This is a genomic window from Aeromonas finlandensis (assembly GCF_000764645.1).
Classification (GTDB): Bacteria; Pseudomonadota; Gammaproteobacteria; order Enterobacterales; family Aeromonadaceae; genus Aeromonas; species Aeromonas finlandensis.
Genome location: NZ_JRGK01000270.1, coordinates 17,325 through 43,723, shown reverse-complemented (window position 1 = coordinate 43,723; position 26,399 = coordinate 17,325). Strand labels below are relative to the sequence as shown.

The 26,399-nt window shown below is 59.2% G+C and carries 28 protein-coding genes; 18 read left to right on the top strand and 10 right to left on the bottom strand.

Translation table 11 applies throughout. The annotated features are described in order from the left end of the window. Positions 1-292: 292 nt before the first annotated feature. From gluQRS to thpR, 4 genes are all read right to left on the bottom strand, one after another. Positions 293-1,201, bottom strand: a complete 909-nt coding sequence (gene gluQRS / locus LD28_RS0115435; protein ID WP_033137831.1) for a tRNA glutamyl-Q(34) synthetase GluQRS — start codon at positions 1,199-1,201, stop codon at positions 293-295. A 111-nt stretch (positions 1,202-1,312) separates the two neighbouring features. Further along, complete coding sequence (dksA, locus tag LD28_RS0115430; protein ID WP_033137830.1) at positions 1,313-1,762, bottom strand: RNA polymerase-binding protein DksA; 450 nt, start codon at positions 1,760-1,762, stop codon at positions 1,313-1,315. Positions 1,763-1,881: 119 nt separating this feature from the next. Beyond that, positions 1,882-2,625, bottom strand: coding sequence for a DNA/RNA nuclease SfsA (gene sfsA / locus LD28_RS0115425; RefSeq protein WP_033137829.1), 744 nt, complete (start codon positions 2,623-2,625; stop codon positions 1,882-1,884). After that, on the bottom strand, positions 2,622-3,164 hold the full coding sequence (gene thpR / locus LD28_RS0115420) for an RNA 2',3'-cyclic phosphodiesterase (protein WP_033137828.1): 543 nt from the start codon (positions 3,162-3,164) through the stop codon (positions 2,622-2,624). Before thpR ends, sfsA begins: the two co-directional genes overlap by 4 nt. 178 nt (positions 3,165-3,342) lie before the next feature. Here thpR and hrpB point away from each other — a divergent pair, with 178 nt between their 5' ends. The 3 genes from hrpB to gloA2 all read left to right on the top strand — a co-directional run bounded on the left by hrpB (position 3,343) and on the right by gloA2 (position 8,642). Next, positions 3,343-5,790 carry an ATP-dependent helicase HrpB gene (gene hrpB, locus LD28_RS0115415; RefSeq protein ID WP_033137827.1) on the top strand — a complete coding sequence of 816 codons (2,448 nt, stop codon included), beginning with the start codon at positions 3,343-3,345 and terminating at the stop codon, positions 5,788-5,790. Positions 5,791-5,863: 73 nt separating this feature from the next. After that, positions 5,864-8,182, top strand: coding sequence for a penicillin-binding protein 1B (mrcB, locus tag LD28_RS0115410; protein ID WP_033137826.1), 2,319 nt, complete (start codon positions 5,864-5,866; stop codon positions 8,180-8,182). A 58-nt stretch (positions 8,183-8,240) separates the two neighbouring features. Next, positions 8,241-8,642 (top strand): SMU1112c/YaeR family gloxylase I-like metalloprotein, encoded by a 402-nt coding sequence (gloA2, locus tag LD28_RS0115405; RefSeq protein ID WP_033137825.1) that lies wholly within the window; start codon positions 8,241-8,243, stop codon positions 8,640-8,642. Between the two features lie 77 nt (positions 8,643-8,719). Here gloA2 and LD28_RS0115400 read toward each other — a convergent pair whose 3' ends face one another. Both LD28_RS0115400 and LD28_RS0115395 read right to left on the bottom strand, forming a co-directional pair. Next, complete coding sequence (locus LD28_RS0115400; protein WP_005335659.1) at positions 8,720-9,040, bottom strand: SMR family transporter; 321 nt, start codon at positions 9,038-9,040, stop codon at positions 8,720-8,722. After that, positions 9,037-9,423, bottom strand: coding sequence for an SMR family transporter (locus LD28_RS0115395; protein ID WP_033137824.1), 387 nt, complete (start codon positions 9,421-9,423; stop codon positions 9,037-9,039). The genes LD28_RS0115400 and LD28_RS0115395 overlap by 4 nt, the downstream gene beginning before the upstream one ends. A 159-nt stretch (positions 9,424-9,582) precedes the next feature. Here LD28_RS0115395 and LD28_RS0115390 point away from each other — a divergent pair, with 159 nt between their 5' ends. The 3 genes from LD28_RS0115390 to ppa all read left to right on the top strand — a co-directional run bounded on the left by LD28_RS0115390 (position 9,583) and on the right by ppa (position 12,890). Further along, positions 9,583-10,464 carry a LysR family transcriptional regulator gene (locus tag LD28_RS0115390; RefSeq protein WP_033137823.1) on the top strand — a complete coding sequence of 294 codons (882 nt, stop codon included), beginning with the start codon at positions 9,583-9,585 and terminating at the stop codon, positions 10,462-10,464. 109 nt (positions 10,465-10,573) lie between these two features. Then, the gene (locus LD28_RS0115385) at positions 10,574-12,154 is read left to right on the top strand and encodes a DUF3369 domain-containing protein (protein ID WP_033137822.1); all 1,581 of its coding nucleotides are present in this window, start codon (positions 10,574-10,576) and stop codon (positions 12,152-12,154) included. 205 nt (positions 12,155-12,359) lie between these two features. After that, positions 12,360-12,890: an inorganic diphosphatase gene (gene ppa / locus LD28_RS0115380; protein ID WP_033137821.1), complete on the top strand. Its 531-nt coding sequence runs from the start codon at positions 12,360-12,362 to the stop codon at positions 12,888-12,890. 27 nt (positions 12,891-12,917) lie between these two features. On the opposite strand, the gene LD28_RS0115375 is transcribed toward ppa, so the two are convergent. Beyond that, entirely contained in the window at positions 12,918-13,268 is a 351-nt protein-coding gene (locus LD28_RS0115375; protein ID WP_033137820.1) for a hypothetical protein, read from the bottom strand. 139 nt (positions 13,269-13,407) lie between these two features. Here LD28_RS0115375 and LD28_RS0115370 point away from each other — a divergent pair, with 139 nt between their 5' ends. The 8 genes from LD28_RS0115370 (at position 13,408) to LD28_RS0115335 (ending at position 19,418) form a co-directional block, all read left to right on the top strand. Then, complete coding sequence (locus LD28_RS0115370) at positions 13,408-14,286, top strand: hypothetical protein (RefSeq protein ID WP_033137819.1); 879 nt, start codon at positions 13,408-13,410, stop codon at positions 14,284-14,286. A gap of 220 nt (positions 14,287-14,506) precedes the next feature. Then, entirely contained in the window at positions 14,507-15,049 is a 543-nt protein-coding gene (locus LD28_RS0115365; protein WP_033137818.1) for a YtfJ family protein, read from the top strand. 44 nt (positions 15,050-15,093) lie between these two features. Next, positions 15,094-15,393: a DUF2607 family protein gene (locus tag LD28_RS0115360; protein WP_033137817.1), complete on the top strand. Its 300-nt coding sequence runs from the start codon at positions 15,094-15,096 to the stop codon at positions 15,391-15,393. 31 nt (positions 15,394-15,424) lie between these two features. Next, complete coding sequence (locus tag LD28_RS0115355) at positions 15,425-16,009, top strand: DUF2796 domain-containing protein (RefSeq protein WP_033137816.1); 585 nt, start codon at positions 15,425-15,427, stop codon at positions 16,007-16,009. Between the two features lie 4 nt (positions 16,010-16,013). Then, positions 16,014-16,703, top strand: a complete 690-nt coding sequence (locus LD28_RS0115350) for an ABC transporter ATP-binding protein (protein ID WP_033137815.1) — start codon at positions 16,014-16,016, stop codon at positions 16,701-16,703. After that, positions 16,697-17,944 carry an ABC transporter permease gene (locus tag LD28_RS0115345; protein WP_033137814.1) on the top strand — a complete coding sequence of 416 codons (1,248 nt, stop codon included), beginning with the start codon at positions 16,697-16,699 and terminating at the stop codon, positions 17,942-17,944. The genes LD28_RS0115350 and LD28_RS0115345 overlap by 7 nt, the downstream gene beginning before the upstream one ends. 31 nt (positions 17,945-17,975) lie before the next feature. After that, complete coding sequence (locus LD28_RS0115340; protein WP_033137813.1) at positions 17,976-18,452, top strand: DUF3299 domain-containing protein; 477 nt, start codon at positions 17,976-17,978, stop codon at positions 18,450-18,452. A 105-nt stretch (positions 18,453-18,557) separates the two neighbouring features. Then, on the top strand, positions 18,558-19,418 hold the full coding sequence (locus LD28_RS0115335) for a TIGR03899 family protein (RefSeq protein WP_033137812.1): 861 nt from the start codon (positions 18,558-18,560) through the stop codon (positions 19,416-19,418). Here the strand turns inward: LD28_RS0115335 and LD28_RS23460 are convergent. Beyond that, on the bottom strand, positions 19,396-19,602 hold the full coding sequence (locus LD28_RS23460; RefSeq protein ID WP_033137811.1) for a hypothetical protein: 207 nt from the start codon (positions 19,600-19,602) through the stop codon (positions 19,396-19,398). The genes LD28_RS0115335 and LD28_RS23460 overlap by 23 nt on opposite strands. A 67-nt stretch (positions 19,603-19,669) precedes the next feature. Here LD28_RS23460 and LD28_RS0115325 point away from each other — a divergent pair, with 67 nt between their 5' ends. The 4 genes from LD28_RS0115325 to LD28_RS22550 all read left to right on the top strand — a co-directional run bounded on the left by LD28_RS0115325 (position 19,670) and on the right by LD28_RS22550 (position 23,570). Further along, complete coding sequence (locus LD28_RS0115325; protein ID WP_033137810.1) at positions 19,670-21,307, top strand: methyl-accepting chemotaxis protein; 1,638 nt, start codon at positions 19,670-19,672, stop codon at positions 21,305-21,307. A 408-nt stretch (positions 21,308-21,715) separates the two neighbouring features. Further along, positions 21,716-22,075 carry a hypothetical protein gene (locus LD28_RS23140; protein WP_156120260.1) on the top strand — a complete coding sequence of 120 codons (360 nt, stop codon included), beginning with the start codon at positions 21,716-21,718 and terminating at the stop codon, positions 22,073-22,075. A 265-nt stretch (positions 22,076-22,340) separates the two neighbouring features. Then, entirely contained in the window at positions 22,341-22,718 is a 378-nt protein-coding gene (locus LD28_RS0115320) for a hypothetical protein (protein WP_033137809.1), read from the top strand. A gap of 111 nt (positions 22,719-22,829) precedes the next feature. Then, positions 22,830-23,570, top strand: a complete 741-nt coding sequence (locus LD28_RS22550) for a DUF4145 domain-containing protein (RefSeq protein ID WP_206538767.1) — start codon at positions 22,830-22,832, stop codon at positions 23,568-23,570. A 641-nt stretch (positions 23,571-24,211) separates the two neighbouring features. Here the strand turns inward: LD28_RS22550 and cysC are convergent. Together cysC and cysN are read right to left on the bottom strand one after the other, a co-directional pair. Further along, the gene (gene cysC, locus LD28_RS0115315) at positions 24,212-24,802 is read right to left on the bottom strand and encodes an adenylyl-sulfate kinase (RefSeq protein ID WP_033137808.1); all 591 of its coding nucleotides are present in this window, start codon (positions 24,800-24,802) and stop codon (positions 24,212-24,214) included. A 163-nt stretch (positions 24,803-24,965) separates the two neighbouring features. After that, entirely contained in the window at positions 24,966-26,393 is a 1,428-nt protein-coding gene (gene cysN, locus LD28_RS0115310) for a sulfate adenylyltransferase subunit CysN (RefSeq protein ID WP_033137807.1), read from the bottom strand. Between the last annotated feature and the right edge of the window lie 6 nt (positions 26,394-26,399).

The following is a 26,399-nucleotide window of genomic DNA, read 5'->3' as shown; positions in this document are numbered from 1 at the left end:
ATCCCGTTTGAATCGGCGCAGCCGTAAAAAATAGCGGCCATTCACTGACATCAAACCGGCCATTGCCCTTTTAGCGGCTGTCGACACAACGCCAAGAGAGCGATGGCGCTAGCGCCGTCACTATAAATTTAATTTATGGCTTTTCGGGAAATGACCCCATTCCACCTTATACCGAACCAAATCCGCTACGCAGCGTCCGTTGTTGTCTCTTCTTGCTCTCGAAGGCCTTTGCCCGATCCGCTCAAGCCGACTCGCGCTGCGCCTTTCTTTGACTGTCAGTGGGCAGCCAGATTTAGCCGCCTGCCAACGGGATCTTCTCGCTGGCGGGCACCCGATCGAGCCGCCAGTTGGCGATGCCCCACCCGATGATCTCGTCAATCCGGCTCGCCATCAGCTCGGGGGGCGGACACTGGCCGAGGAAGTGCAGCGCCTGCCACAGGGCCGGTCGCACCTCATCGAGGGCCAGTGCCGGCGCATGGTTCTGCTTGGAGAGCTTGTTGCCATCGGCCAGCACTGCCAGCGGCAGATGCACCCAGCCTGGCACCGGCGCCCCCAGGGTCTGGTAGAGGGCAATCTGGCGCACCGTGGGTTCCAGCAGATCGGCACCGCGCACTATCTCGCTGATGCCGCTGTCCATGTCATCCACCACCACCGCCAGGTTGTAGGCGTAGAGCCCGTCGCGGCGGCGGATAATGAAATCCTCCTCGGCCAGCGCTGCAGGGACGGCAATATGGCCCTGCAACCGGTCCTCGAAGTGGTAGACCGGATGGTGCTGACGCAGCCGGGCGGCACACCCCTCTGCCGCCAGTCCGAGGGTGCGGCAGTGACCGCTGTAGAGACCGCCCGCAGCCATGATTTCGCGCCGGGTACAGCGACACCAGTAGAGATCGCCAGCCCGATAGAGCTGGTCGATGATCTCGTCATAACGGCCGTGGCGCGCGCTCTGGTACATCACCTCCCCATCCCACTCCAGACCATATGCCTCAAGGGTCGTGAGGATCAGATCGGCAGCGCCTGCCATCTCCCGCGGCGGATCGATATCTTCAATGCGCACCAACCAGCGCCCCTGCTGCGCCCTGGCCTGCAAAAAGCTGCCGAGGGCGGCAATCAGCGAACCGAAGTGAAGCGGGCCTGAAGGTGAGGGAGCAAAGCGGCCGACATAGGGGCGCGATGGGGATGACAATGGGGAATTCACTGGCATGACTGTTCGGGTAAGCGATTCATTGAGGCTGCATTCTGGGGGCCACTTGCCAAAAGCTCAATAAAAAAGGGAGCATGAAAGCTCCCTTTTTTATCTGTCAGAGGGTCGGTATCAACCGGCCATCTGTTTTTCCTTGATCTCGGCCAGCGTCTTGCAATCGACACAGAGGTCGGCAGTCGGACGGGCTTCCAGACGACGGATACCGATCTCGATACCGCAATGCTCGCAGTAACCGAAATCATCGTCTTCAAGCAGCACCAAGGTCTTTTCGATCTTCTTGATCAGCTTGCGTTCACGGTCGCGGGTACGCAATTCGAGAGCGAACTCTTCTTCTTGCGCGGCACGATCTACGGGATCCGGGAAGTTGGCAGCCTCATCTTTCATATGATCGACGGTACGATCAACTTCCTGCATCAGTTGGTTGCGCCAGGCACCCAGGATCTTGCGAAAATGCGCCTTTTGTTGGTCATTCATGTACTCCTCACCCGGCTTTTCCTGGTAAGGCGCGACACCCGCAATGGCCAGGGGACCCAGAGATTTCCTGTTTTCGCCTGTTGGCATGCCCTGTCTCCTAATTCAGCACGCTACCCGTGCCATCCATAAATTGAGGGCGACATCTATAGCAGAAGGGTAACGGGTAAGCAAACAAGCCGTACCAATAATGTTACCCACTCCAATATTTATGAACTCCCCTCGGGTAACAGGTGACCAGATTCAAACGGGATAAACCCTTGGGCCACCATGCCTTGCACCCCAACATGGGGCCGATAGCATAAAATTTCAACCCCCGCCGCAATTGACTGCTCAATTAGCAGACTATAGTGCGGATCTATGTGGGTTGCAGGGCGCATCCGGCTTATTCCGGAGTGCAACACCATAAATAGCAGCACGGCGCGATGGCCCGCCGCTTTCATCGCCATCAACTCGCGCAAGTGCTTGGCGCCACGGGCGGTGACCGCATCGGGAAAGTAGCCCATACCCGGTTGATCACGCTCATCGAGCAGGGTGACCGATTTTACCTCGATGTAACAATTGCCCTTCTCGTCATCTTCCAGCAGCAGATCGATGCGACTGTTCTCTTCGCCATATTTCACCTCGGTACGCAACCGGCTGTAACCCGCCAGCGGGGCGAGGGCCTCCTGCTCGATCAGCTCCCTTGCGATCTGGTTGGCGCGGGCCGTGTTGACGCAAATAAAGTGGCCCGCCGGGCTCTCGGCAATCTCCCAACTGTTGGGCAGCTTGCGCTTGGGGTTGTCGGAGGTGGAGTACCAGACCCGGGTGCCCGGATCGGCGCAGCCGGTCATGGCACCGGTATTGGCGCAGTGGATGGTGATCAGCTCGCCGTTATCGAGTTGCACATCGGTCAGAAAGCGCTTGTAGCAGGCCACCAGCTGGCCCGATTGCAGGGGGGGATCAAAGATCACGGGTTTGCCCTCCGCGCGTCTTCTTTTACCCGGGCACGCAGCGGCCAGCAGGCGAGCGGCTCGTAGCGCACTCCGTCCGGGGTCGAGATGGATTGATAGAGGCAGAACTCATCGGCCTGCAGCAGAAAATCGGGTGCAGGCAGGGTGGCTGGCGCCTCGCCCGCCTTGCGCGACAGGGTGACGTGGGGACGATAGCCCTGCTCGCCATTGCCAAGGCGCAGCTTCTCGCCGTGACGGCGCAGCGCCCGGGCCAGCACGGTCAGCTCGTTGGGCCACTCCTTCGGGCCGATCCAGGCGGCCTTGGCCCGGCTGAACCAACCAATCTCATCCAGTCTGATGGCGAGCGGCGGACAGTGCTGACGCTCCACGGCGGCGATCAGGCGGCGGGTGGTCAACTCGTCCGCCTCGCCCAGAAAAGCCAGGGTCAGATGAAGGTTGGCTTGCGGCACCGGCTGACCGGGCCAGGGCTGCTGATCGCGCCAGGCGATGAGCTCGGGGGCGAGCTCCTTGACGGGCAGGGCAAAGAAGAGTTTGGCCATGTGGTGATAATGCCTTTTTCACGCTCATTGGATGAGCCCATTCTATGGCAGCCATCCGGCCATGTCTCGCCGCCCTCCCGCCCGAGTGGCCATCTCCTCACATCCACTCACGGTGGCGCGGGTGGCTGTGGCAGAATAGGCGCCGTTTTACCGGTTGCTACAGAAGGTGCTCATCGCTTTGTCCCAGCTCCCCATCGTTTCGGTATTGCCCGAACTCTTTGCCGCCCTCGACAGCCACACCAGCGTGATCCTGCAGGCGCCGCCCGGCGCGGGCAAATCGACCCTGCTGCCACTGGAGCTGGTGCGCCAGAACCGGCTGCCCGGCCGCATCATCATGCTGGAACCAAGGCGGCTGGCGGCGCGCAATATCGCCAGCTTTCTGGCCCGTCAGCTGGGGGAGAAGGTGGGCGAGCGCATCGGCCTGCGGGTACGAGGCGAGAGCCGCACCAGCGCAGCGACCCGGCTCGAGATCGTCACCGAAGGGGTGCTGACCCGAATGTTGCAGCAAGACCCGGAGCTGACCGGTGTCTCGCTGGTCATCTTCGATGAGTTCCACGAACGCAGTCTGCACGCCGATACCGCGCTGGCCTTCGCCATCGAGAGCCAGCAAGGGCTGCGCGATGACCTAAAGCTCTTGGTGATGTCCGCCACCCTGGATGGCATGGCGCTCGAGCGCCTGTTGCCGGATGCCCCGGTAGTTCGCTCCGAGGGGCGCGGTTTTCCCATCGACTACCACTACCGCCCCGCCAATCGCCAGCAGTGGCTGGAGCCGCAGGTCGGCGCCGTGGTGCTGGAGGCGCTGGCCGCCCACCGCGGTAGCCTGCTGGTCTTTCTGCCGGGACAGGGTGAGATCGAGCGGCTGGCGCAATGGTTGGCAGACAAACTGCCGGACGATGTGACCCTCGCCCCCCTCTACGGTCGCCTCGACATGGCGGCCCAGCAGGCAGCCATCGAACCGGCGCCTGCGGGCCGCCGTAAGCTGGTGCTCACCACCAATGTGGCGGAGACCTCCCTCACCATCGAGGGGATCTCGGTGGTGATCGACAGCGGGCTGGAGCGACGGGCCTCGTTCGATCTGAAAAGCGGCGTCACCCGACTGGAGACCCGCCAGATAGCCAAATCCTCCGCCACCCAGCGGGCAGGCCGCGCTGGTCGTCTCGGTCCCGGCGTCTGCTACCGGCTCTGGAGCAGCGAGGTGCAGGAGCGGCTCGCCGAGCAGAGCCCGCCAGATATTCTCACTCAGGAGCTGACCGGCCTGCTGCTGGACGCCGCCCAGTGGGGCGCAAAGGTGGAAGATCTGCCGCTGCTGGACATGCCCCCCGCCGCCGCGGTGGCCAGCGCCCAGCGGCTGCTGGTGACCCTTGGCGCCATGAAGCCAGAAGGTGAGCAACAACTCACTCCCGCTGGCCGTGCTATGGCGGCGTTCGGTACCCACCCTCGCCTCGCCCGCATGCTGCTGCGCGCCCGCGAGCTGGAGTCCGAGAGTCTGACAGGGATTGTCGCCGATGCCGCTTATCTGGTGGCGTTACAGGAAGAAGATCTGCGAGGATCGGAGCGCCTCTCTGTGCTGTTCCACCGCCGTCAAAGTGCCCTGCGTCAGGGGGCTGCCCGCTGGTTTGAGCGGCTTGGCGTGCGCCCTGCCAATGCGCAGGGTCAGTGGCTGGGGCTGCTCTGCGCCCTCGCCTGGCCGGATCGCATCGGCAAGCTGCGCAGCGGCAGTCGCTATCAACTCAGTGGTGGGGTGAGCTGCGATCTGGTAGAAGGTCATCCATGTCAGGGACAAGGGGCCCTGATCGCCATCGAGATGGGACAGAACGATCGCGGCAGCCGCATCTTTATCGCCGAACCGGTCGAGCTGGACGAGCTGGTACGCCTGCTGCCTGAACTGGTGAGCGAACGGCAGTGGTTCGACTGGGATGAGCGGGAAGAGCGGGTACGGGCCGAGCGCCAGCAGGTGATCGGTGAACTGGTGCTGAGCCAGCGACCGCTGACCGAACTCTCTGACGAGCAGAAAGGGCGCTGCCTGCTGCAAGGCATTCGCCGCAAGGGGCTGCATGTGCTGCCGTGGGACGAGAGCAGCGAAGGGTTGCTGGCCCGTCTGCGCTGCGCCCGCGACTGGCTGCCCGATGAGGGGTGGCCCGCCATGGATGACGAGAGCCTGCTGGCCACGCTGGAACAGTGGCTGCTACCAGCGGTGAGCGGCATGACCCGGCTTGAGCAGCTAAAGAAACTCAACCTCGGCGACGTGCTGCGTCAATCCCTGCCCTGGCCACTGCCCAAGCGACTGGACGAGGCGCTGCCGAGCCACTTTGCGGCGCCCACCGGCAGCCGGGTGCGGATCCGCTATCAACCGGGGCAGGCACCGGTGATCCCGGTGCGCATTCAGGAGATGTTCGGGCAAGGTTCGACCCCCTGCGTGGCCGATGGCCGGGTACCGCTGGTGGTGGAGCTGCTCTCACCCGCCCAACGGCCGCTACAGATCACCGCCGATCTGGCCGCCTTCTGGGCGGGATCCTACGAGCAGGTGAAGAAAGAGATGAAGGGGCGCTATCCCCGCCACTACTGGCCGGACAATCCGCTGGAGGCGATGCCGACCAAGGTCACCAAGAAGAAGATGGGCATCTAGGTTCGATTGGCCAAGCCCGATCGGACATTCGCGCACGCGACATAACAAGTAGAAAGGAAAGCAAAGAGGATTTATGGCAACCCAACGACGCAAGAGCCCCCCCAAGAAGGCAGCTCCCAAACGCACCATCTGGCGCAAGCTGTTCTGGCTTGGCTTCAAGCTCTCCCTGGTGGTGGCGGCCTTTATGGTGGTGTTTGGCATCTACCTCGATACCAAGGTGCGCGAGCGCTTCGATGGCGAGAAGTGGCAGTTGCCGGTGATGGTCTACAGCCGCCCGCTGGAGCTCTACCCCAGCCAGCGCCTGTCACGGGACCAGATGCTGCGCGAGCTCAACATGCTGAGCTACAAGCAGGTGCGCCAGCCTCACACGCCGGGTGAATACGCCATCGACGGCAACCGCATCGAGCTTATTCGCCGTCCGTTCGAGTTCTATGACGGCGCCGATGGTGCCCGCGGCCTGCGCCTCACCTTCAACGGCCCGCGCCTGGAGGGGATCCAGTCGCTGGAGAACCAGCGCCAGCTCGGTTACGCCCAGATGGACCCGGTGCTGCTCGATCGCCTCAATACCGAGGATCGGGAAGATCGACTGCTGGTGCGCATCGCCGAGGTACCCGACAGCCTGCTGGTGACCCTGCTCACCACCGAAGATCGCGACTTCTACCAGCATGGCGGCGTCTCGCCGGTGGCCATCATGCGCGCCATGTTCGCCAACCTGATCGCGGGTCGCACCGTGCAGGGGGGCAGTACCCTCACCCAGCAGCTGGCCAAGAACTTCTTCCTGACCCGCGAGCGCAGCCTGTGGCGAAAACTGCAGGAAGCCTACATGGCGGTGCTGATCGACTATCGCTACAGCAAGGACGAGATCCTCGAGTCCTACCTCAACGAGGTCTATCTGGGGCAGAACTTCTCGCAGGGAGTCTATGGTTTCGGCCTCGCCTCCTACTTCTACTTCGGCATTCCGGTCAATGAGCTGGATATCGATCAGGTCGCTCTGCTGGTGGGTCTGGTGAAAGGCCCCTCCTATTACGACCCCTGGCGCTTCCCGGAGCGGGCCAAGACCCGCCGTGATCTGGTGCTGAAGCTGCTGATGGATCACGGCAGCCTGACCCAGGCCGAATACGAGCTGGCCAGCAGCCAGCCCCTCGGCATCATCGCCCGCGGCCAGATGAGCTACGGCCGCACCCCGGCCTTTATGGGGCTGCTAAAACGGGAGATCCAGAGCCGCTTCGGCGCCGATCTGCTCAAGCAGTCTGGTCTGAAGATCTTCACCAGCCTCGACCCCATCGCCCAGCATGCGGCCGAGCGTGCGGTTGAATCGGGCCTCGCCGATATCGAAAAACTGCGCGGCAAGAAGAAGCTGGAGGCGGCCATGGTGGTTTCCGACTGGCATAAAGGGGAAGTGGTGGCGCTGGTGGGTGGCCGCGATCCCCGCTACGCCGGGTTCAACCGGGCGCTGGATGCCCGCCGCCAGATCGGCTCACTGGTGAAACCGGCGGTCTACCTCACCGGCCTCTCCAACGGCCTGACCCTGGCGACTCCGCTGAAAGATCAGCCGATCCGCATTCGCGGCCAGGATGGTCAGGTCTGGACCCCGCAAAACTACGATCGCAAGTTCCGCCAGAGCGTGCCGCTGATGGATGCGCTGGCCAGCTCCCTCAACGTGCCGACCGTCAATCTGGGTCTGCAGGTGGGGCTGGAAAAAGTGGTCGATACCCTGCACAAGCTGGGGGTGCAGCAGGAGATCCAGCCCTACCCGTCGCTGGTATTGGGGGCGGTGGCCCTCTCCCCGATGGAGGTGAACCAGATGTATCTGCCCATCGCCAATCAGGGGCTAACCCAGCCGCTGTCGGCCATTCGCGCCGTGGTCAACGGTGATGGCAGCCTGCTCTATCAGCATGATCAGACCGCCAAGCGGGTCACCGACAGCCAGGCAAGCTGGCTGACCCTGTTCGCCATGACCAAGACGGTGAGTCAGGGCACGGCCCGCGCGCTCAGTGCCAAGTTCCCCGGCGCCACCATGGCGGCCAAGACCGGCACCACCAACGAGCTGCGCGACTCCTGGTTTGCCGGGCTGGACAACAACGAGCTGGTCAGTATCTGGGTCGGTCGCGACGACAACACCCCGGCGGGCTTGACCGGCGCCAGCGGGGCGCTGCAACTCTTTAGCGGCTACATGAGCCAGCGCGGCGTCAACAGTCTGGGATTGAAGATGCCGGAAGGAGTCACCTGGGCCAACTTCTCCCGCGCCAGCGGCACCCGCGTCACCAGCGACTGCCCGGGCAGCCTGCAGGTGCCGGCCAAGGCCTCCACCATGGGCTCCCCGACCGGCTGCGCCAGCAGCGCGACGCCACGCAGTGCGCTGGATGACTGGTTCGGCGGTTTCTTCAACTAGATCAACAACACGGGCAGCGCAGGCTGCCCGTTCACTATGCTGCTGACAAGGAAACACCATGACCTTTCCGCTGTTTGACGCCATCCACCATGTGGCCATCATCGCCAGCGATTACCAACGCTCGCGCCACTTCTACCACGAGGTGCTGGGGCTCCCCATCATCGCCGAGACCCTGCGCGAAGCACGCCAGTCGTGGAAACTGGATCTGGCCCTGCCGGACGGCAGCCAGCTGGAGCTGTTCAGCTTCCCTATCACCCCCAGCCGCCCCTCGACGCCCGAGGCGTGCGGCCTGCGCCATCTCGCCTTTCGGGTCAGCGAGCTTGACCGGGTCATCGCCCACCTGCTGGCCCATCAGGTCGCGGTAGAGCCGGTGCGGGTGGACGAGCTGACCGGCAAGCGCTTCACCTTCTTCGCCGACCCCGACGGTCTGCCGCTGGAGCTCTACGAAGCGCCGCGCTGAGCCTGCGTCGGCCAAACAATCAGCCAAACAAAAAGCCGCCCGGCGAACCGGGCGGCTTTGTTATTTATTCAGCGCTATCAGGCGGTGGTCAGCATGACGACGGCCAGCGCCATCACCATCATGCCAGCCCAGCCGATGGGCTTGAGCCGCTCACCGAAGAAGAGCAAACCGCCCAGCGCCGTACCGACGATGCCGATAGCCCCCCAGGTGGCGTAGGCAACGGCCAGGTCAATCTGGCCGCCACTTACCGCTTCCGAGAGCAGGGTAAAGGCGCCGAGTACCAGCATGATCCCGAGGAAGCCCCACCCCTTGTAACGAAAACCCTTGGAGCGGTTGATGGCCATGTTGGCGCCAATATCGATCAGGGCTGCGCCCAGCACTATGACAAATGGACTCATGCTACGGCCTCCACCTCTACTGACTTGTCTGCGGGCTCATCATGGGTCTCCCCCATGGTCACCATAACAATCCCCACTATCGCGAGAGCCAGGCCAATCAGCTCCTGAACGGTCACATCGTAACCAAGGAACATGACCGACACTATGGTGATCAAGGTGATCCCGAGCCCCTCCCAGAGCGCAAACGCAATACCAATGGAGATTGTTTTGGCGGCTTTCGCCAGCAACCAGTACGAGAAGCCGATCAACAGCCACATCGGGATGTAGTTCATCCAGCCAGCTCCCTGCTCGGGGATCATGGCCATGCTGGAGGTACCGGCGACCTCGGTCACGATGGCACCGGTCAAAAACAGCCGGGCCAGAAACATACGACTTAATAACATATAAGATGCCTTTGTTGCTTCGACGGGAGAGATGGTAGCCCGAGCCATCTATCCAGAGGGAGTCGCTGAGCGTCGAGATATCAGACGCTACCCATTTGCCTTGCCAATCAAGGGCAAGGTAAGGTGAAGATGGGATCACTGTGTCATGAGCCGTCAACCATGAAGCTTTATCAGATAGAACTCTTCGTCGAGTCAGCAAATAGCGGCTCCATCGCCAGTACAGCCAGACGTATTGGCAAGAGCCGCAGTGCGGTCAGTACTGCCATCGCGGCCCTTGAGGTCGAGCTTGGCGTCGAACTTTTTGAACGCGGTGCCAACCAGAGTCGGCTGACCGAGATCGGCGAGCTGGTGCTGGATGACTGCACCCGCCTGCTGCAGGCTGCCAACAGCCTGCAGCAGAAGTGCGAGCATTACGCGTCGGGGGCCGAGGTGGCGCTGCGGATCGCCCGCGATGATGCCATCCCCGAACAGGTGTGGCGCGAGATGCTGGCGGGGCTGCACAGCCAGTTCCCCGGCACCAGCATCTCGCTGGTGCTCGCCTCCCCACCCGAATTACCCGCGTTGGTCGAGGAGGGGTTTGTCGATGCCGCCTTCGGCCTTATCACCGAGGATCAGGAGCGCAGCGGCCTCAATATCGACCTGCTCAACCCAATTCGTACCCTGATGGTGGTGGCCCCCAGCCATCCGTTGGCCAGCCTGAAGCGGGTGTTGCAGCAGGATCTGACCGACCACACTCAGGTAACACTCTCTTATGTCGATGAATTTTCTGTAAAAAGTCTGCTGCCGGTTGGCGGCAAACATATCGGTCTCTCCAGCTTCGAGCTGATGCGCAATGCGGTGCTGGACGGACTTGGCTGGGCGGTACTCCCCTCGCCACTGATCCAGAGCCAGCTGCGGCAAGGCACCCTGCTGACCCTGAAACACAAGTTCAGCCTGCAGTGGCGGGATTACGGGGTCTATCTGGCGGAAAATGCCTATCACGGCAAGGTGTTGGCCTGGTTGAAGAAGTCGATCCAGACATACCTGGAACCCTTCGAGTAGCGATAAAGAGGCAGAGCCAGCTCACGATCTCGAGTTATCTTGGTGATCCAGCGAGAGGTGATGGTGCATACTGCTTATATACTCATTGAGCGCCGGAGGCGTAACCGATATGAGCAGTGCCCAAGACAAGGACGATATCTTGCTGGACGACGACATCATCGAACTCGATGATGAAGAGGTCGTGGTCCCCAAGGCACTCAACCCATGGCAAGTGCTGATCGTGGATGATGAGCCGGATATTCATCACGCCACCCGCTTGGCCCTCTCCAACATCCACTACAAATCCCGCCCGCTGGAGCTGCTCAATGCCTTCAGTGGCGCCGAAGCCGCCCGCATGCTGGAGGCCAATCCCAAGATTGCGCTGATCCTGCTCGATGTGGTGATGGAGACCGAAGATGCCGGTCTGCGACTGGTGCACCATATTCGCAACGAGATGCACAACTCGCTGGTGCGGATTGTGCTGCGTACCGGCCAGCCCGGCCAGGCACCGGAGCAGCGGGTGATCCTCGATTACGACATCAATGACTACAAGACCAAGACCGAACTGACGGTACAAAAGCTCTACACCACCGTCATCGCATCATTACGCTCTTACGAAACCCTCAGCGCCATCGACAAGAGCCGTCAGGGGCTCGGCAAAATTCTGGAAGGGGCGGGCGATCTCTATCATCTTCATTCACTGCGGGAGTTTGCCTCCGGCGTACTGAAACAGATCAGCGCCATTCTCGATGTGGGCACCGAGGGAGCCATCTGCGCCGAGCGTCGCCCCGGCGAACAGGGTCTGGAGATCCTGGCCGCCACCGGTGACTACGAGACCTTGCTGATCGATGGCAAGATCACCGACTTCCCTACCCTCAACGACTCGGTAACGAAAGCGCTGGCGGCGCGCAGCAACCGCTTTGAACACCCGCAGGACTCCCTCTATATCGCCGCCCAGAATGGCCGTGAATTCGTGTTGAGTTTTACCCCGACCCAGCCCCTCGATCCTCTCGAGTGCGATCTGCTGGATGTCTTCTGTCAGCGCATCTCGGCGGCCTACGATAACCTCTATCTCTACAACCAGCTGTTGCGCGCCCAGGAGGCAACCGTGGTGGCGCTGGCGGCGCTGGCAGAGTTTCGCGACTCCGACACCGGCGAGCATGTGTTGCGAGTACAGAAACTCTCCGATGCACTGGTGGAAGAGCTGCAACAGATGGCGGTCTACCCCAAGCAACTGACCCCGGAGTTCGTCGAGATGATCGGGATGGCCTCCATCCTGCACGATGTGGGCAAGGTGGGCACGCCCGACCATATCCTGCACAAGCCGGGCCGGTTCGATCCCGACGAGCGGGCCATCATGGAGCAACACGCCGGTATCGGCGCCAATATCCTGCACAAGGCGGGCGAGATGGTGGAGGGAACCAGCTACCTCTCGCTGGGAGCTGAAATCGCCCGCGGCCACCACGAGCACTTCGATGGCAAAGGCTATCCGGAACAGCTGGCTGGTCAGCAGATCCCGCTCTCGGCACGGATCGTGGCAGTCGTCGACGTGTTCGATGCCCTGCTCAGCAAGCGTCCCTACAAGGAGCCCTGGACGTTGGCGCAAACCATGGAGTATATCCAGTCCCGCGCTGGCACCCAGTTTGATCCTCAGGTGGTGGCAGCCCTGTCACGGCTGGTCAACGAGTCGCGACTCCCCTACTCGCTTTGAGCATCATCAACCTGCCATCCCGGCGGCATTGGCGGCCGGGATGGCAGACAAAGCCCCGCTTTGTTGCATTCCGTACACATCAAACTGCCGCAAACCAGAGACATCACCCTTCTTTGTCCGCGATAGCCGCTGAAATATGGTCATTTAACATCACATCGCTATAATATCGGCCTGCAAACCTGATACTAACAACGAAGGAAATATCATGAGCCTGAACCTGGTACCGGCTGGCAAGAGCCTGCCCGACGATATCTATGTCATCATCGAAATCCCGCAGAATGCCGACCCGATCAAATACGAAGTCGACAAGGACAGCGGCGCTATTTTCGTCGATCGCTTCATGTCTACCCCGATGTTCTACCCGTGCAACTACGGCTACGTGAACGCGACCCTCTCTCTGGATGGTGACCCCGTCGACGTACTGGTTCCGACCCCCTACCCGCTGCTGGCGGGCTCTGTCATCCGCTGCCGTCCGGTTGGCGTGCTGAAGATGACCGACGAATCTGGCGAAGATGCCAAGATCGTTGCCGTACCGCACTCCAAGCTGACCAAGCAGTACGACCACATCCAGGATGTGAACGATCTGCCCGAGCTGCTGCGCGCCCAGATCCAGCACTTCTTCGAGCGCTACAAAGAGCTGGAAGCGGGCAAATGGGTCAAGGTTGAAGGTTGGGGCGACAAGGCCGCTGCCGAAGCCGAGATCAAAACCTCTGCCGAGCGTTACGCTGCCAAATAAGCGATCGCGAGTCATGGAAAAGGCGCCTTATGGCGCCTTTTTTTCGGGTTGTGCTGGCAATGATTTGGGGGTTTCTCCTGCAGGATCCCCCTGAATATATATTTCACGTCCATCTTGTTGCTGGTAGGGGCGGTAGTAGTCAGCGCCACAGCGATAACCGCCCCCCTGCTGACTCACCAGCTCGCAATTGACCGGCAGCACCTCCAACCACTTGATGGCCTGCTGGAAGCGCAGCCACTCCTGCCACTCGTACTCCCGTGCCAGTTGATCCCGCAGGGCAAAGGCATCCACGCTCGAGCCGCCTTTGCTGATAATCACTTGTCCCGCGCTGACAGGCAGACTCAGCAGCCCCCATACCAATACGACCCAAAGCCTCATATCCCCTCCCCTGTGACTTAATTCCACAATTAAATTTAAAGTCACATCAATATGTTATCAGGATCACAAAACGAAACTTCACCAGACAGGCACCAGCTCACCTAGTTGTTAATTATCGCCCCCGGCAGGAAGCATCACCATGAAGTTGATAACAGGCCTGTTGCTCAGCCTGAGCATCTGCACCACCACCCAGGCCAGTGAAATCAATATGAGCTGGCAGTGGCAATCGCCCGACGGCCAGCACAAGCACTTTCAATTGGCCACCGACGATCAGGTGATGGCCGCCAGCCGCCACGAAATGACCCTGCTCGATGCCTCGCTCGCCAATCCGCTAGAGACCCTCTACGCCTATATCAGCCCGCGGCTCTACAACAGCATCAACCTTATCAACCAGAACAGCCCGGAGACCGCCACCAAGTTTCGCAATCTCGAACAGGCCTTCACCCTGCACGACAACAGCATGGAGTCCTTGCTGTTCTGGCAAGCCTACCAGCAGTATCAGGATGACGCCTTCTATCAGATGAGAGTAGTGCCCTGCGTCCATCCGGCCAACCGCAAGCTGCCTTGCGTACGTCCCGATTACTCCCAGCTCTTTTATCACGCCAAAGGAGCCCTCAGACCGCTGGCGCGCCAGTTTGCCGCCAAGGATCTCGCCACCAGCGTCAGCCTGCTGCAGGAGTGGATCAATGCCATTCCGACCCAACCGGAGCAGATGGATCACTTCGCTCTGCCGTTGCAGGCGCTGCAGGAGAACAAGGCCGACAGCGACGAGAAGGCGCTGTTGATGGCCAGCCTGCTGGCGGAGCTGGCACCGCAATATGTGCTCAGCATTATCTATCCGAATATCAGCATCGGCAGCGTTTCGCCCGCCTGGCTCGCCATCACCGCCGACAGCGGCCTCAAGGGCGATACTGTGGTGATCAACAATCAACGCCATGTGCTGCTGACCGGTTCTCCCCTGCTGGTGCAGCAGATGACCATGGCCAAAATTCCCCTGATCAGCGAATCGCTCTACTGACGCAGACAGCTCAGACCAGCCGCCAATTCATTGATTTTTATCGATGCCATGCCATTCTAGCCGCCCTTGCCAGCCAACCTCCTGACTGGCGAGGCGCAAAGGCTTCTGAATTGCGATCTTATTTAACACTTCTTAAACAGATCCGATCAGTTTAGGATGAAGCTCGCCCATTCCCTCAATTCGAAACTCGTTATAACATAACAAATGGAGTGTCATCAGGATGAAACATCTCGTACTTACTTTGGCGCTGCTGCCATGTCTGGCCTTTGCTCACAACATCAAGGACGCCAATCCGGTTCCGCTGGTCAATATCAGTGACAAGGGCGAGCTGGTACTGAGCGGCAAGGATATCGGCTATCAGCCGTGGCAGAGCCAGTCTCTCACCGGCAAAGTGTTCATGATCCAGCATATTGCGGGTCGCTCCAGTGCCAAGGAGCTGAACGCCCCGATGATCGAGGCAATCAAGGCGGCCAAGCTGCCCCATGACAAGTACCAGACCGTCACCATCATCAACAGCAATGACGCCATCTGGGGCACCTCCGGCTTTGTGAAGAGCAGTGCCGAAGACAGCAAGAAAGAGTTCCCCTGGTCCGCCATCGTGCTGGATGCCAAGGGCATGGCACGCAACGCCTGGGATCTGGCGCCGGAAAGCTCGGCGATCATCCTGGTGGATAAAGAGGGCAAGGTGCTGTTTGCCAAAGATGGCCAGCTCGATGCCAACAACATCGCAACTGTGATGGGGCTCATCAAGTCCCATCTCTGAATCAGAGAGAAAGGGCGCTGATGGCGCCCTTTCCATAAGGGTCTATGGGTCGTATCAAGCTGAAAATCTGGATTGTGCTGCTGGGCTGGTTGTGGCTGCAACCCCTGCTCGCCCAGCATCAGCTTGAATCCGCCCTGCCCGGCCATGACGACCATCACTGTCTGGTCTGCGCCCTCCATCTGGATGGCAAACAAGCTCTCGCCCCAGCCCCACATTGTTACGCTGATAAAACGACTGACACTCCTGTCGTTGCAACAATGCAACGATCTGCCGATGTTACCCCGCCCCACAACTACGCTATCCGTGCACCACCGCTCTCCGCTTTCCTCTATCCCTTTGTTTAATTTCTCAATTTGTTGTTAAAAAGGATTCAAGATGAAAGCAGTTACTCTGTTGCTGGCCGCGGCGGCCTTTGGCGTACACGCAAATCACGACGAGCACGAAAGCCACAGCCACGGTGCCCATGAACATGGCCACGGCCACCTCAATCTGGTGGTCGATGGCAACCAGCTGATGATCGAGTTGCAGGCCCCTGCTGCCGATCTGGTGGGCTTCGAGCACACAGCCAAGAGCGCTGAAGAGAAGGCGCAATATGCCAAGGCCATAGCTCAACTCAAGCAACCTGACGCCCTGTTCCGCCTCGACCCGGCCGCTGGCTGCAAGCTGACCCAGCAAGAGCTGCAGGCAGCCAAAGAAGAACATGATCACGACCATGACCATGACCATGACAAGGCTGCCAGCAACGAGCATGAGCACCACCATGATCATGACGCAGCGGGTCACGCCGACATGGGAGCCATGTACACCTACACCTGCGCCACCCCGGCCAAACTCACCGGTCTTGAGGCGACCCTGTTCAGTGTCTATCCAAGCCTTGCGAAGCTGAGCGTGCAGGGGATCCTGCCTACCGGCCAGACCGCAGCCGAACTGACCCCGTCCGCCAACAAGCTGAGCTGGTAACGCCATGAAAAAAGCCGTGGTTGAAATCCGAGATCTGGCCTTTGCCTGGCCAGGTGGTGACGCTGTACTCGATCTGCCCGCCCTCACCATCAACGAGGGTGAGCGGGTCTTTATCAAGGGGCCATCGGGCTCCGGCAAATCGACCCTGCTCGGGTTGCTCGCCGGGATCCAGACCGCCAACCACGGCACCCTGGAGGTGCTGGGCCAACCGTTGGCCCGGCTCTCTGGCCGCGCCCGTGACCACTTCCGGGCGGCCAATCTGGGTTATATCTTCCAGCAGTTCAATCTGCTGCCATTTCTCTCGGTGCAGGACAACGTCACCGCTGCCCTCACCTTCTCCCCCGACAAGCGGGCCCGCCTGCAGGGCAGTCCGGAGCAGGAGGCGCGCCGTCTGCTGGCGGAGCTGCAACTGCCGGATGAAGCGCTGCACCGCCCCGTTCATGCCCTCAGCATCGGCCAGCAGCAGCGGGTTGCTGCCGCACGGGCGCTGATCGGCTCGCCGCCACTGGTGATCGCCGACGAGCCCACCTCAGCCCTCGATACCGACAACCGGGCGGCCTTTATCAAGCTGTTGTTCGAAGAGTGCGAGAAGCAGGGCTCGACCCTGATCTTCGTCAGCCATGACCCCTATCTCGAACCCCTGTTCCCACGGGTCGAAAATCTGCAACAGCTCAACCGGAGAGTCTCATGCTAAAACTCGCCCTGCAAAGTCTCTGGGCCCGTCGGCTCACCGCCGGGCTCACCCTGTTGGCTGTCGCCATCAGCGTCACCCTGCTGCTCGGAGTTGAGCGGGTGCGCACCCAGGCCCGCGAAAGCTTCTCCAACACCGTCTCGGGTACCGATCTCATCGTTGGCGCCCGCTCCGGTCAGGTGAACCTGCTGCTCTACTCGGTGTTTCGCATCGGCAACCCCACCAACAACGTGGGGTGGGACTCCTATCAGGCCATCAAACAGCAGCCCGGTGTTGCCTGGACCATCCCCCTCTCCCTCGGTGACTCCCACAAGGGATTTCGGGTGCTCGGCACCAATGGCGACTACTTCACTCACCTGAAGTACGGCCAACAGCAGTCGCTGAAACTGCGCGAGGGTCGGCCATTCGGGACGCCGTTTGAAGCGGTGCTCGGCGCTCAGGTGGCCGAGAAGCTGGGCTATCGGATCGATCAAGCCATCGTTATCGCCCACGGCGCTGGCAACACCTCGTTCAGCCAGCACGACAACATGCCGTTCAAGGTGGTGGGAATACTGGCGCCGACCGGCACCCCCATCGATCGCACCATCCATGTCCCGCTGGCGGGAATCGAGGCGATCCATCTGGGCTGGGACACCGGTCGTCACAGCAAGAACGTGACACCGGAGCAGGCGCTGGCACAGGATCTCACCCCGAAAACCATCACCGCCTTTATGGTGGGGTTGAGCAACCGGATTCTGGCGTTCCAGTTGCAGCGCAGCGTCAACACCTATGCCAAAGAGCCGCTGATGGCGATCCTGCCCGGCGCCGCGCTGCAGGAGTTGTGGAGCCTGATGAGCGTGGCGGAAACCGCCCTCTCGGTCATCGCCGGTTTCGTGGTGGTGGCGGGTCTGATCGGCATGCTGACCACCTTGCTGGCGGGGCTCAACGAACGACGCCGCGAACTCGCCATCCTGCGCTCCCTCGGCGCGGGTCCCTCCCACCTCTTCCTGCTGCTGGCACTGGAGGCAATGGCGCTGACCACGGTCGGCATCGCCCTCGGGGTCGCCGTGCTCTATCTGGGGCAGGGGCTTGCCACACCCTGGTTGCTCAGCCACTATGGCCTGCAACTGAGTCTGGGGCTGCCGAGCACCTACGAGTGGCAGTTGTTGGGGGTGGTATGGCTGGCAGGCATGGTGATCGGCCTGCTCCCGGCTGCCAGAGCCTATCGCTACAGCCTGAGCGATGGCATGAGCATTCGCGTCTAGCAAGACGCCCTATATACCGATAGAAGGACAGATGATGAAGTGGAAAATAGTGGCGCTGCTGGCCAGCCTGCTGGTGCTGCCCGCCATGGCTGCCGATTACAAAACCATCGACTGGGAACTGTTGATCCCGGAGGGGGAAAAGCTGTTACCTCCGCCTCAAATCAACCACGAGGGTAATCTCGCCTCCGTGCCGCAGCCGGTGGGCGGCGTGAACAAGAAGCTGGACAACCAGGATGTGCGCATTCCGGGCTTCGTGGTGCCGCTGGAGGGGGATGCCAAGAAGATCACCGCCTTCCTGCTGGTGCCCTACTTTGGCGCCTGTATCCATGTGCCGCCGCCCCCCACCAATCAGGTGATCTATGTGAGCTTCCCCAAGGGCGCGCCGGTAGATGACCTGTGGGACGCCATCTGGGTGAAAGGCAAGATGCATACCGTCAGCTCCAGCCATGAGATGGCCTCCGCCTCCTACGCCATGGATGCGGCCGAAATCACCGTCTACGAAGAGTAACCCTGACATGCTGAAAAAAAGCGGCCTCCACGGAGGCCGCTTTGTTATCTTGGGATCACAGTTGGAGTAACATTCACCTCCTGAACCTGTGCTAATGGAGCCAGCATGGCCGATCTACCCCCCCCCAAGAAAGAGAGTTCGATCCTGAGCAGCCAGGAGCAGACCCTGCGTCTGGCCCGCAGTCGCGGCATCGACGGCATGCTCACCCGCAACACGGACAGCACCTTCGAACAGCGCGCCACCTTTCGCCATCTGGCGGATCAGGCCGCCCGCCAGCGCAATCTGGAAGCCATCATGGTGATGGCCTCCCGCCACTGCGAAGAGACGGCGGCCGGGGGGGAGATGGACAGCGACTGGCTGACCCGCTTCCTGCACCTGGCGGAAGATATCAGCATGGTGCCGATGCAGCAGCTGTGGGGGCGGATCTTCGCGCTGGAGGTGGCCACGCCGGGCCGCTTCTCCATCCGGGCGCTCTCTACCCTCAAGGAGATGACCCAGCGCGAGGCCCTGCTGTTCCAGCGCATCTGTTCGCTGACCTGCCACTACACCGGTAGTGACGAGCAGCGGCTGCTGCTGGGGCTGCACAAGGGGGCCACTTTGCTGAGCCGCGCCAAGGCGACGCGCCTCGGCCTTGGCAAATACCGGCTGCCCTACAACGCCCTGCTGCAACTGTTCGAACTGGGGCTGCTGCACCGCGCGGAGCTGGAGTCCGGCCCACTGCCCGCCGATGGGGTCGAGCTGGAGTTCGGCAACCAGCACTGGCGGTTGCAGTGCAAGCAGAACAACATCACCCTGCTCTACTACCGGCTCACCCCGGTGGGTAACGAGCTTGCCCAGCTGCTGCAAGAGTCACCGCTGGAGGAGTATCTGCAGGATCTGAAAACCGTGCTGGTGCAGGGGATCCAGATCGAGGTACAGCTGCACGCCACTGAAACAGCCCCCGTCACCACCCCTCCCCTGCCCTGATCCCGTTGCGGGGCGATACCGGCCCCGCGTCCACTTGCTGACGCAAACGCTCGCCCAGAATGAGTTGCAAATTGCGCATGAGGCGGACGATCTTCTCCCGAAATCCGTTGCACATTGCAACTTTGGCAGCGTTATATCGGCCAAAACCGCTGCTAATGACACAAAAATCAGTATTGGCATTCATGGCCTACCCTTTGCAATGAGTCTTGACGTAGATCAAACTTCAACCACCACTGTTCGGGAGCAACGCCATGAGAGTCAATCAACCGGTTACCCAACGCGAGCGCCTCTATCCGGATCACCAGAGCCTCATTTCCACCACGGATCTGGAGAGTCGCATCACTTATGCCAACGACGAATTCTGCGAGATTGCAGGCTTCCAGCTGGATGAGCTGGTCGGCCAACACCACAATATGGTCCGCCATCCAGATATGCCGAAACAGGCCTTTGCCGACCTGTGGAACCACATCCGGGATGGGAAGAGCTGGATGGGGCCGGTGAAAAATCGTTGCAAGAGCGGTGACCACTACTGGGTCAGTGCATTCGTCACCCCCATCAAGGATGCCAATGGTCGGGTGGTGGAGTATCAATCGGTGCGCACCGCACCGAGCGAGGAGATCAAACAGCGGGCCGAGAAGGTCTATGCAGACCTGCGCAAAGACAAGCTGCCGCTGGCACTCAAGCTGCCCACCTTCTCTCATACCCTGACCATCAACCTCTGCCTGCTGCTGAGCCTGCTCGCCATGTTTGCCCTGGGTTACAGCCACGAGATGGACTGGCAACTGGCGCTGGTCGCCCTCCCGCTGGCCGTGGCCGCCGTGACCCTGAATGCCCTCTCCCGCCGCCTGGGCAAGCTCAACAAGATGGCCCGCAGCCGCTTCGATAATCCACTGATGCAACTGCTCTACACCAACAAGGTGGACAACATCGCTGCCATCGAACTCTCGATGATCATGAATCAGGCCGAATTCAACGCCGTGCTGGCCCGCACCCAGCAGACCTGTGGCAAGATCCTGCAAGCCGCCGAAGGGGATCTGCGCAACGCCGAGTCCATCACCGACAACCTGCAGCAACAGCAGGCCGAAACCAATCAGGTGGCGACCGCCATCACCGAGATGTCCGAGTCAATCCGCGAGGTCTCGCAAAGCTCCAGCGACTCCTCCAGCCTGCTGGATGAGACCGCCGTGCTGTTCAAGAGCGGCAATAGCAGCGTGGCCGAGACAGTAACGGCAGTTGTTGGCATGAACAACGAGCTGACTACCTCCAGAACCGTCATCAGCGCACTGGTCGGCCACTGCCGCGATATCGACGGCATCCTCGATGTGATCAACAACATCGCCAACCAGACCAATCTGCTGGCCCTCAACGCCGCGATTGAAGCTGCCCGGGCTGGCGAAGCGGGCCGCGGTTTCTCGGTGGTTGCCGACGAGATCCGCACGCTGGCCATCAAGACCCAATCCTCTACCAGCGAGATCCAGAAGATGATCACCGAACTGCAAAACAGCTCGGGCGAGGCAGAGCAAGCAATGGAGAAAGGGTGCCAGCTCGCCGATAGTTGCCAGCAAAAAGCATCCGCCACCGGCGCCATCCTGCAGCAGATCAACAACATGTTGCAGCAGGTTGCCTCCGGCAGCGGCCAGATTGCCCAAGCGGTGCAGGAGCAATCCCACGTGACCGCCGAGATCAACCGCAACGTGCTCAGCATCAAGACCCTGGCCGATGACTCCAGTGTCGGCAGCCAGCACGCCGTGCACGGCATCACCCAACTGGTGGGCCAGTTAAACGACCTCGACCGGCTGGTACGCCAGTTCCAGAAAAACGCCCCGGCGACTCAAAGCCGCTATGAAGCACCGGCCACCCACGCCGTGCCGGTACGCCAAGCCAGATAACCACTACACACAAACAATCACCGCAGAAAAATCCTATGGGCCTTTGGGCCCATAGGATTTTTTAATGCCCGCCAACAAGCTGGCGACACTCCCGCTTTCCCCTTCCGTTTTCCCCCTGCGATGATGGGCGCTGCTCTGACACGAGCACATCGCCACCCGTTATTGATTAATTTGTTGATCTTGCTCAGGAAATGGCCCGCTTACGCTTTTCACCCCAGCCCCGTTCGGTAACATAGCCGCTTGGCAACCTCTCACAGGAATCAGCCATGAGTCAGACCAGCACCATATCGCAGGTAAGAAGCAGCAGACTGGAGGCTGGAATTCAGGGGCGGTAGCGTGGTTTTTGCAGGTTGATACAGAGTGTATCGAAGCCCAACATACGAGTTCTTCAGCATTAAAGGGAAAAATATGGATGTAATTAAGGCTTTAGAAATCATCTCAGCATTGTCAGAGGGCGTTAACCCTGAAACTGGTGAAGAGTTATCTGAAGAAAGCTGTTTCAACCAGCCGAAAGTCATTCGAGCTTTATTTATTGCAAAACAGAGCCTCGAAGCATCAATTATTTCTGAAAAGCGTAAATCTGATTTACCAGAAAATGCTGGTAAGCCATGGACGTCAGACGAGGATGAAATGTTGGCAAATAGTTTTGATTCAGGCTTAGGCATTGATGAATTATCAAGAATCCATAAAAGAACAAAAGGTTCCATTGCGTCCAGGTTAGTTCGTTTAGGTAAAATAAATGAGCGTTCGGATATTTATACTCGGTAGCCTTGCTTTTGTAAGTTGGCGCAGAGCATAACGAAGCCCAACAGGCAAGCATGATCAGCTCAACCAGAGCGGGATACACATGGGCTGGGGCGATCGGTAAAACAAATTTGCAGATATATTTCACGGTAAACCTTGGGCTTCACTGCGTTCAGCGCCAACCTACGACTTTTAGCCCAATATACGAGATACCCGTCAAGCCAATCAGCATGCTACGCTGTTGTCAAATTGGTGGGTGACCCAGATGTCACAAGATAGAGATAATAAGATGAAGAAAGAAGTTTATGTTCTTACTGGTTACCCACAAATTGTCGAAAATAGTGGGCCTGTTAGCTATGAATGGCGCAGTGTTCAAGTAGATAAATTACAAGGTAAATTACTTGATTACGCTGTCGCATATGTTGCTGATGGAATCTCAAATATTGAAGTGACGTTTGACATTTGTCTTCGGGGAATTGAGAGCGTCATTGTTACTATTGGCGATAAACGCAAAGAATGGAATCCTACCAATAACATGAAGCAAGCAAAAACCGTAATACCAGAACTGGTTGATGACAGCGATGATGTTGTGAACAAGCTAAGGCAGTTTGTAAGGCTTGTTATTGGAACGGAATTTGAGTTTGAAGTTCCTGTCCAAAATAGCTAACAAAACGTTCCAATTTACCTCGAACTGTCACGAATTTTGGTTTCCAAAATTAGCGCCAGCACTCAGCAATTTAACTTTGCGTTATGCCTGAATTTTTGAGACGTATTTAAGATGAATGAAAAAATATTCTTATCTAGATTTATGGATGACAGCATCCCAACATGGCCTTGTCCAGAATGCGGGGCAAACTCGTTAGTTAGTCAAGAAAATGGCTTTCAGAAACAGTACAAGGTACCAATTGATCCCAACCATCCCGCCTTTGATCCTGAATCGATTGAGTATGTATTCAGTCTAAATTTAAAGTGCACAATTCCAGATTGTGGGTGTGCTGTTATGTGCGTCGGTACAGGTGATGTTTCTCAAGAATACTTAGATGATGGCTCGGGCGGATGGGATTGGTTTGATAATTTTGAAGTGACATATTTTCAACCTCCACTTCAAATATTTGTACCACCCAAAGACACTCCATATTGGGTAAAAAAGGCTTTATCAACTTCATTTTCAACATATTTTAGCTCACCTAGTACAAGTTTAAGTACATTGCGTGCAGCGTTGGAAGTCTTGCTAGGGGAAATGGAGGTTGCATCAGTTGATGAAAAAGGAAACTTTTTATCTTTAGCAAAAAGAATTGCGTCTCTACCTGAAGACTATCGGAAAATAGTTGAGCCAGCTAATGCAATTAGGTGGTTGGGTAATGATGGTACTCATGCAGGATATCAGGTTAGAAAATCAGATGTGGTCGATGGTTATAAAATTTTTTCTCATATTCTAGATGAGTTATATCCCGAAAAGAAAGCATCTATAGACACATTAGTGGCCCGCATCAATGCAGCGAGAGGGGTCGCAAGGTAGGAATAAAAAAGAGCTATTGGGAACCCCACCAATTTCAACAAGCCTTGGTATGACTGATTGTGATTGCACCATCAGTGAGGGCTTTGGGTCAGGAAGGAGGAAAACTCGCGATTGTGGCTTATAAAGCAGTTTTTCAGCCATCGTCAGCCAAGGCATAAAAGGCGATGCTGGGGAATATCAAAGTGGTGTACCACAACGCAGAGTTGAGGTTGGTGACATCGTCGCTGGCCACAATGCACTGCGTATTCGGACAATCGCGAATAACCCCGCCGCGATATAAGCAAGGATCGGAAGATCCCTTTGCGGGGTTGCTATCGATCGCCTTGGGGTGGCTCAAGGCTTGCCGGTGCCACTATAAGCTGGATTTATGGGTTTTCCGATAATGACCCAACTTTTGCTTATAGTGGCAGCCACCAGTCCATCAGCGCCTGTAGTGGCCAATTTAACGGCCGCCGGGTGCTTGGTATAGGTTCTTCCGATCCAATGACCGGCAGGCGAGGCGAGCAAAGAGGGCTCTTTGCCCTTGCGACCCGCGCCTGCGCTCTATTTATTGCTTACTGCTTACGGGTTGCTGCCCAGGTGATGACCCGGTTGCCGGGATAACAATCCGGCTCCCAGTGTAAGAGGGGGCAACTCCACAACTACAGGTAGTTCCCCTGCCGCAGGGCGGTCAGCAGCTCATCCACCAGCGCAGCGACCGGCTTGCCGGCGTTGAGCAGATGGATCTCCGGCTGCTCCGGCGCCTCATAGGCGGAGTCGATACCAGTGAAATTGCGAATTTCCCCTGCCCGCGCCTTTTTGTAGAGCCCTTTGGGGTCGCGCTCTTCACAGACGGCGAGCGGCGCATCAACAAAGACCTCGACAAACTCCCCTTCCCCCAAGAGGCTTCGCACCAGCGCCCGCTCGGCACGAAACGGCGAGATAAAGGCGGTGAGTACGATCAGGCCCGCATCCACCATCAGTTTTGCCACCTCGCCGACCCGGCGGATATTCTCCTGACGGGCGGCATCATCGAAACCGAGATCACCACACAGGCCGTGGCGCACATTGTCGCCATCAAGCAGATAGGTGTGTTTGCCCTCAGCCGCCAGCGCCTGCTCCAGCGCCCCCGCCAGGGTCGATTTGCCCGCTCCCGACAACCCGGTAAACCAGATCACCAGCGGTCGCTGCCCCTTGGCCTCGGCCCGGCTGGCCTTGTTCACCGCATGCGAGTGCCACACAACGTTATTCATCCTGACTCCTTCTTTTCGGCGCAATCCCGCCCCTCACCCTGACCCTCTCCCAAAGGGAGAGGGAACACTCCCTGCCCCCTCTTTGCCCTCAACGGCAAGAGAGGGGGAGATAACGGGGGACGCTCATCATCCTGCCCTCTCCCAAGGGAGAGGGCTTTGGGCCTTATTGCTTGTCGCTATCGTTGCCGATAGCCAGCGCCTGCCAGTGGGGGAAGTGCTTGCGCACCAGCGCATTGAGCTCGATTTCGAACTCGCTGTAGTGACCTTTGGCTACTTTGGCGGCCAAGCCTTCCACTATCATCCCAGCGCCGACGGTGACGTTGGTCAGCCGGTCGATCAGGATAAAGCTGCCGGTATCGCGGATCTCCTGATACGGGTCGAACGCCACCGGGTCGGTGAGGCTCAGCTCGCACAGGCCGATCTCGTTGAGCTTGAGCTCGCTTGCGGGCAACTCGTCAAGCTTGTTGATCTCGATACGGTGGCGGATGGCCTCCACCTGACCGCGGCTCTTCTTGGTGGCCAGCTTGACGTCGTAGACCCGACCCGGTTGCAGGGACTCCTCCCCCATCCAGACGATATGGGCCAGCAGATTCTGGGTCACTTGCGGACGGTTGGCCGCATCCACCAGCAGGTCGCCCCGGCTGATGTCGATCTCGTCGGCGAAGGTGACGGTGATGGCCTGACCCGGCAGGGCGTACTCCAGATCCCCGTCAAAGGTGACGATACGAGTGACCGTGCTCTCCTTGCCCGACGGCAGCACCGCCAGCTTGTCGCCCACCCGCAGAATGCCGGAGGCGAGCGTGCCCGCGAAGCCGCGAAAATCGAGGTTGGGGCGGTTCACGTACTGCACCGGCAGACGCACCGGATGACGCTCCAGCTCGCGCTCAACTTCCGCAGACTCCAACAAGGAGAGCAGGGTTTCGCCCTGATACCAGGCCAGCTTGTCGCTTTGGTTGACCACGTTGTCGCCGTCCAGCGCCGAGACCGGCACGATATGGATGGTGTCGACGCTGAGCTTTTTGGCAAACTCGCGGTAATCGGCACTGATGCGCTCGAACACCTCCTGACTGAACTCCACCAGATCCATCTTGTTGACCGCTACCACGAACTGCTTGATACCCAAGAGGCTCGCAATAAAGCTGTGGCGACGGGTCTGATCCAGTACCCCCTTGCGGGCGTCGATCAGGATGATGGCCAGATCGCAGGTGGAGGCGCCGGTGGCCATGTTGCGGGTGTACTGCTCGTGGCCCGGGGTATCCGAGATGATAAATTTGCGCTTGGCGGTAGAGAAGTAGCGGTAGGCCACGTCGATGGTGATGCCCTGCTCGCGCTCCGCTTGCAGACCGTCGACCAGCAGCGCCAAGTCCAGCTTCTCGCCGGTGGTGCCGAGCTTCTGGCTGTCGGACTCCAGCGCTTTGAGCTGATCTTCATAAATCTGCTGTGAGTCGTGCAGCAGGCGACCGATAAGGGTGCTCTTGCCATCATCCACGCTGCCGCAGGTGAGAAAACGCAGCAGACTCTTGTGCTGCTGGGCGTGCAGATAGGCTTCGATGCCCTGTTCGGTGATGGCGCTCTGAATATGGCTGTTCATGCTGAC

Excerpts from the sequence above, each read along its gene's own strand:
- gluQRS (WP_033137831.1), bottom strand. The coding sequence starts at position 1,201 with ATGCCAGTGAATTCCCCATTGTCATCCCCATCGCGCCCCTATGTCGGC.
- dksA (WP_033137830.1), bottom strand. The coding sequence starts at position 1,762 with ATGCCAACAGGCGAAAACAGGAAATCTCTGGGTCCCCTGGCCATTGCG.
- thpR (WP_033137828.1), bottom strand. The coding sequence starts at position 3,164 with ATGGCCAAACTCTTCTTTGCCCTGCCCGTCAAGGAGCTCGCCCCCGAG.
- mrcB (WP_033137826.1), top strand. The coding sequence starts at position 5,864 with ATGGCAACCCAACGACGCAAGAGCCCCCCCAAGAAGGCAGCTCCCAAA.
- gloA2 (WP_033137825.1), top strand. The coding sequence starts at position 8,241 with ATGACCTTTCCGCTGTTTGACGCCATCCACCATGTGGCCATCATCGCC.
- LD28_RS0115400 (WP_005335659.1), bottom strand. The coding sequence starts at position 9,040 with ATGAGTCCATTTGTCATAGTGCTGGGCGCAGCCCTGATCGATATTGGC.
- LD28_RS0115395 (WP_033137824.1), bottom strand. The coding sequence starts at position 9,423 with ATGTTATTAAGTCGTATGTTTCTGGCCCGGCTGTTTTTGACCGGTGCC.
- LD28_RS0115390 (WP_033137823.1), top strand. The coding sequence starts at position 9,583 with ATGAAGCTTTATCAGATAGAACTCTTCGTCGAGTCAGCAAATAGCGGC.
- LD28_RS0115385 (WP_033137822.1), top strand. The coding sequence starts at position 10,574 with ATGAGCAGTGCCCAAGACAAGGACGATATCTTGCTGGACGACGACATC.
- ppa (WP_033137821.1), top strand. The coding sequence starts at position 12,360 with ATGAGCCTGAACCTGGTACCGGCTGGCAAGAGCCTGCCCGACGATATC.
- LD28_RS0115375 (WP_033137820.1), bottom strand. The coding sequence starts at position 13,268 with ATGAGGCTTTGGGTCGTATTGGTATGGGGGCTGCTGAGTCTGCCTGTC.
- LD28_RS0115370 (WP_033137819.1), top strand. The coding sequence starts at position 13,408 with ATGAAGTTGATAACAGGCCTGTTGCTCAGCCTGAGCATCTGCACCACC.
- LD28_RS0115365 (WP_033137818.1), top strand. The coding sequence starts at position 14,507 with ATGAAACATCTCGTACTTACTTTGGCGCTGCTGCCATGTCTGGCCTTT.
- LD28_RS0115360 (WP_033137817.1), top strand. The coding sequence starts at position 15,094 with ATGGGTCGTATCAAGCTGAAAATCTGGATTGTGCTGCTGGGCTGGTTG.
- LD28_RS0115355 (WP_033137816.1), top strand. The coding sequence starts at position 15,425 with ATGAAAGCAGTTACTCTGTTGCTGGCCGCGGCGGCCTTTGGCGTACAC.
- LD28_RS0115350 (WP_033137815.1), top strand. The coding sequence starts at position 16,014 with ATGAAAAAAGCCGTGGTTGAAATCCGAGATCTGGCCTTTGCCTGGCCA.
- LD28_RS0115345 (WP_033137814.1), top strand. The coding sequence starts at position 16,697 with ATGCTAAAACTCGCCCTGCAAAGTCTCTGGGCCCGTCGGCTCACCGCC.
- LD28_RS0115340 (WP_033137813.1), top strand. The coding sequence starts at position 17,976 with ATGATGAAGTGGAAAATAGTGGCGCTGCTGGCCAGCCTGCTGGTGCTG.
- LD28_RS0115335 (WP_033137812.1), top strand. The coding sequence starts at position 18,558 with ATGGCCGATCTACCCCCCCCCAAGAAAGAGAGTTCGATCCTGAGCAGC.
- LD28_RS23460 (WP_033137811.1), bottom strand. The coding sequence starts at position 19,602 with ATGAATGCCAATACTGATTTTTGTGTCATTAGCAGCGGTTTTGGCCGA.
- LD28_RS0115325 (WP_033137810.1), top strand. The coding sequence starts at position 19,670 with ATGAGAGTCAATCAACCGGTTACCCAACGCGAGCGCCTCTATCCGGAT.
- LD28_RS23140 (WP_156120260.1), top strand. The coding sequence starts at position 21,716 with ATGGATGTAATTAAGGCTTTAGAAATCATCTCAGCATTGTCAGAGGGC.
- LD28_RS0115320 (WP_033137809.1), top strand. The coding sequence starts at position 22,341 with ATGAAGAAAGAAGTTTATGTTCTTACTGGTTACCCACAAATTGTCGAA.
- LD28_RS22550 (WP_206538767.1), top strand. The coding sequence starts at position 22,830 with ATGAATGAAAAAATATTCTTATCTAGATTTATGGATGACAGCATCCCA.
- cysC (WP_033137808.1), bottom strand. The coding sequence starts at position 24,802 with ATGAATAACGTTGTGTGGCACTCGCATGCGGTGAACAAGGCCAGCCGG.
- cysN (WP_033137807.1), bottom strand. The coding sequence starts at position 26,393 with ATGAACAGCCATATTCAGAGCGCCATCACCGAACAGGGCATCGAAGCC.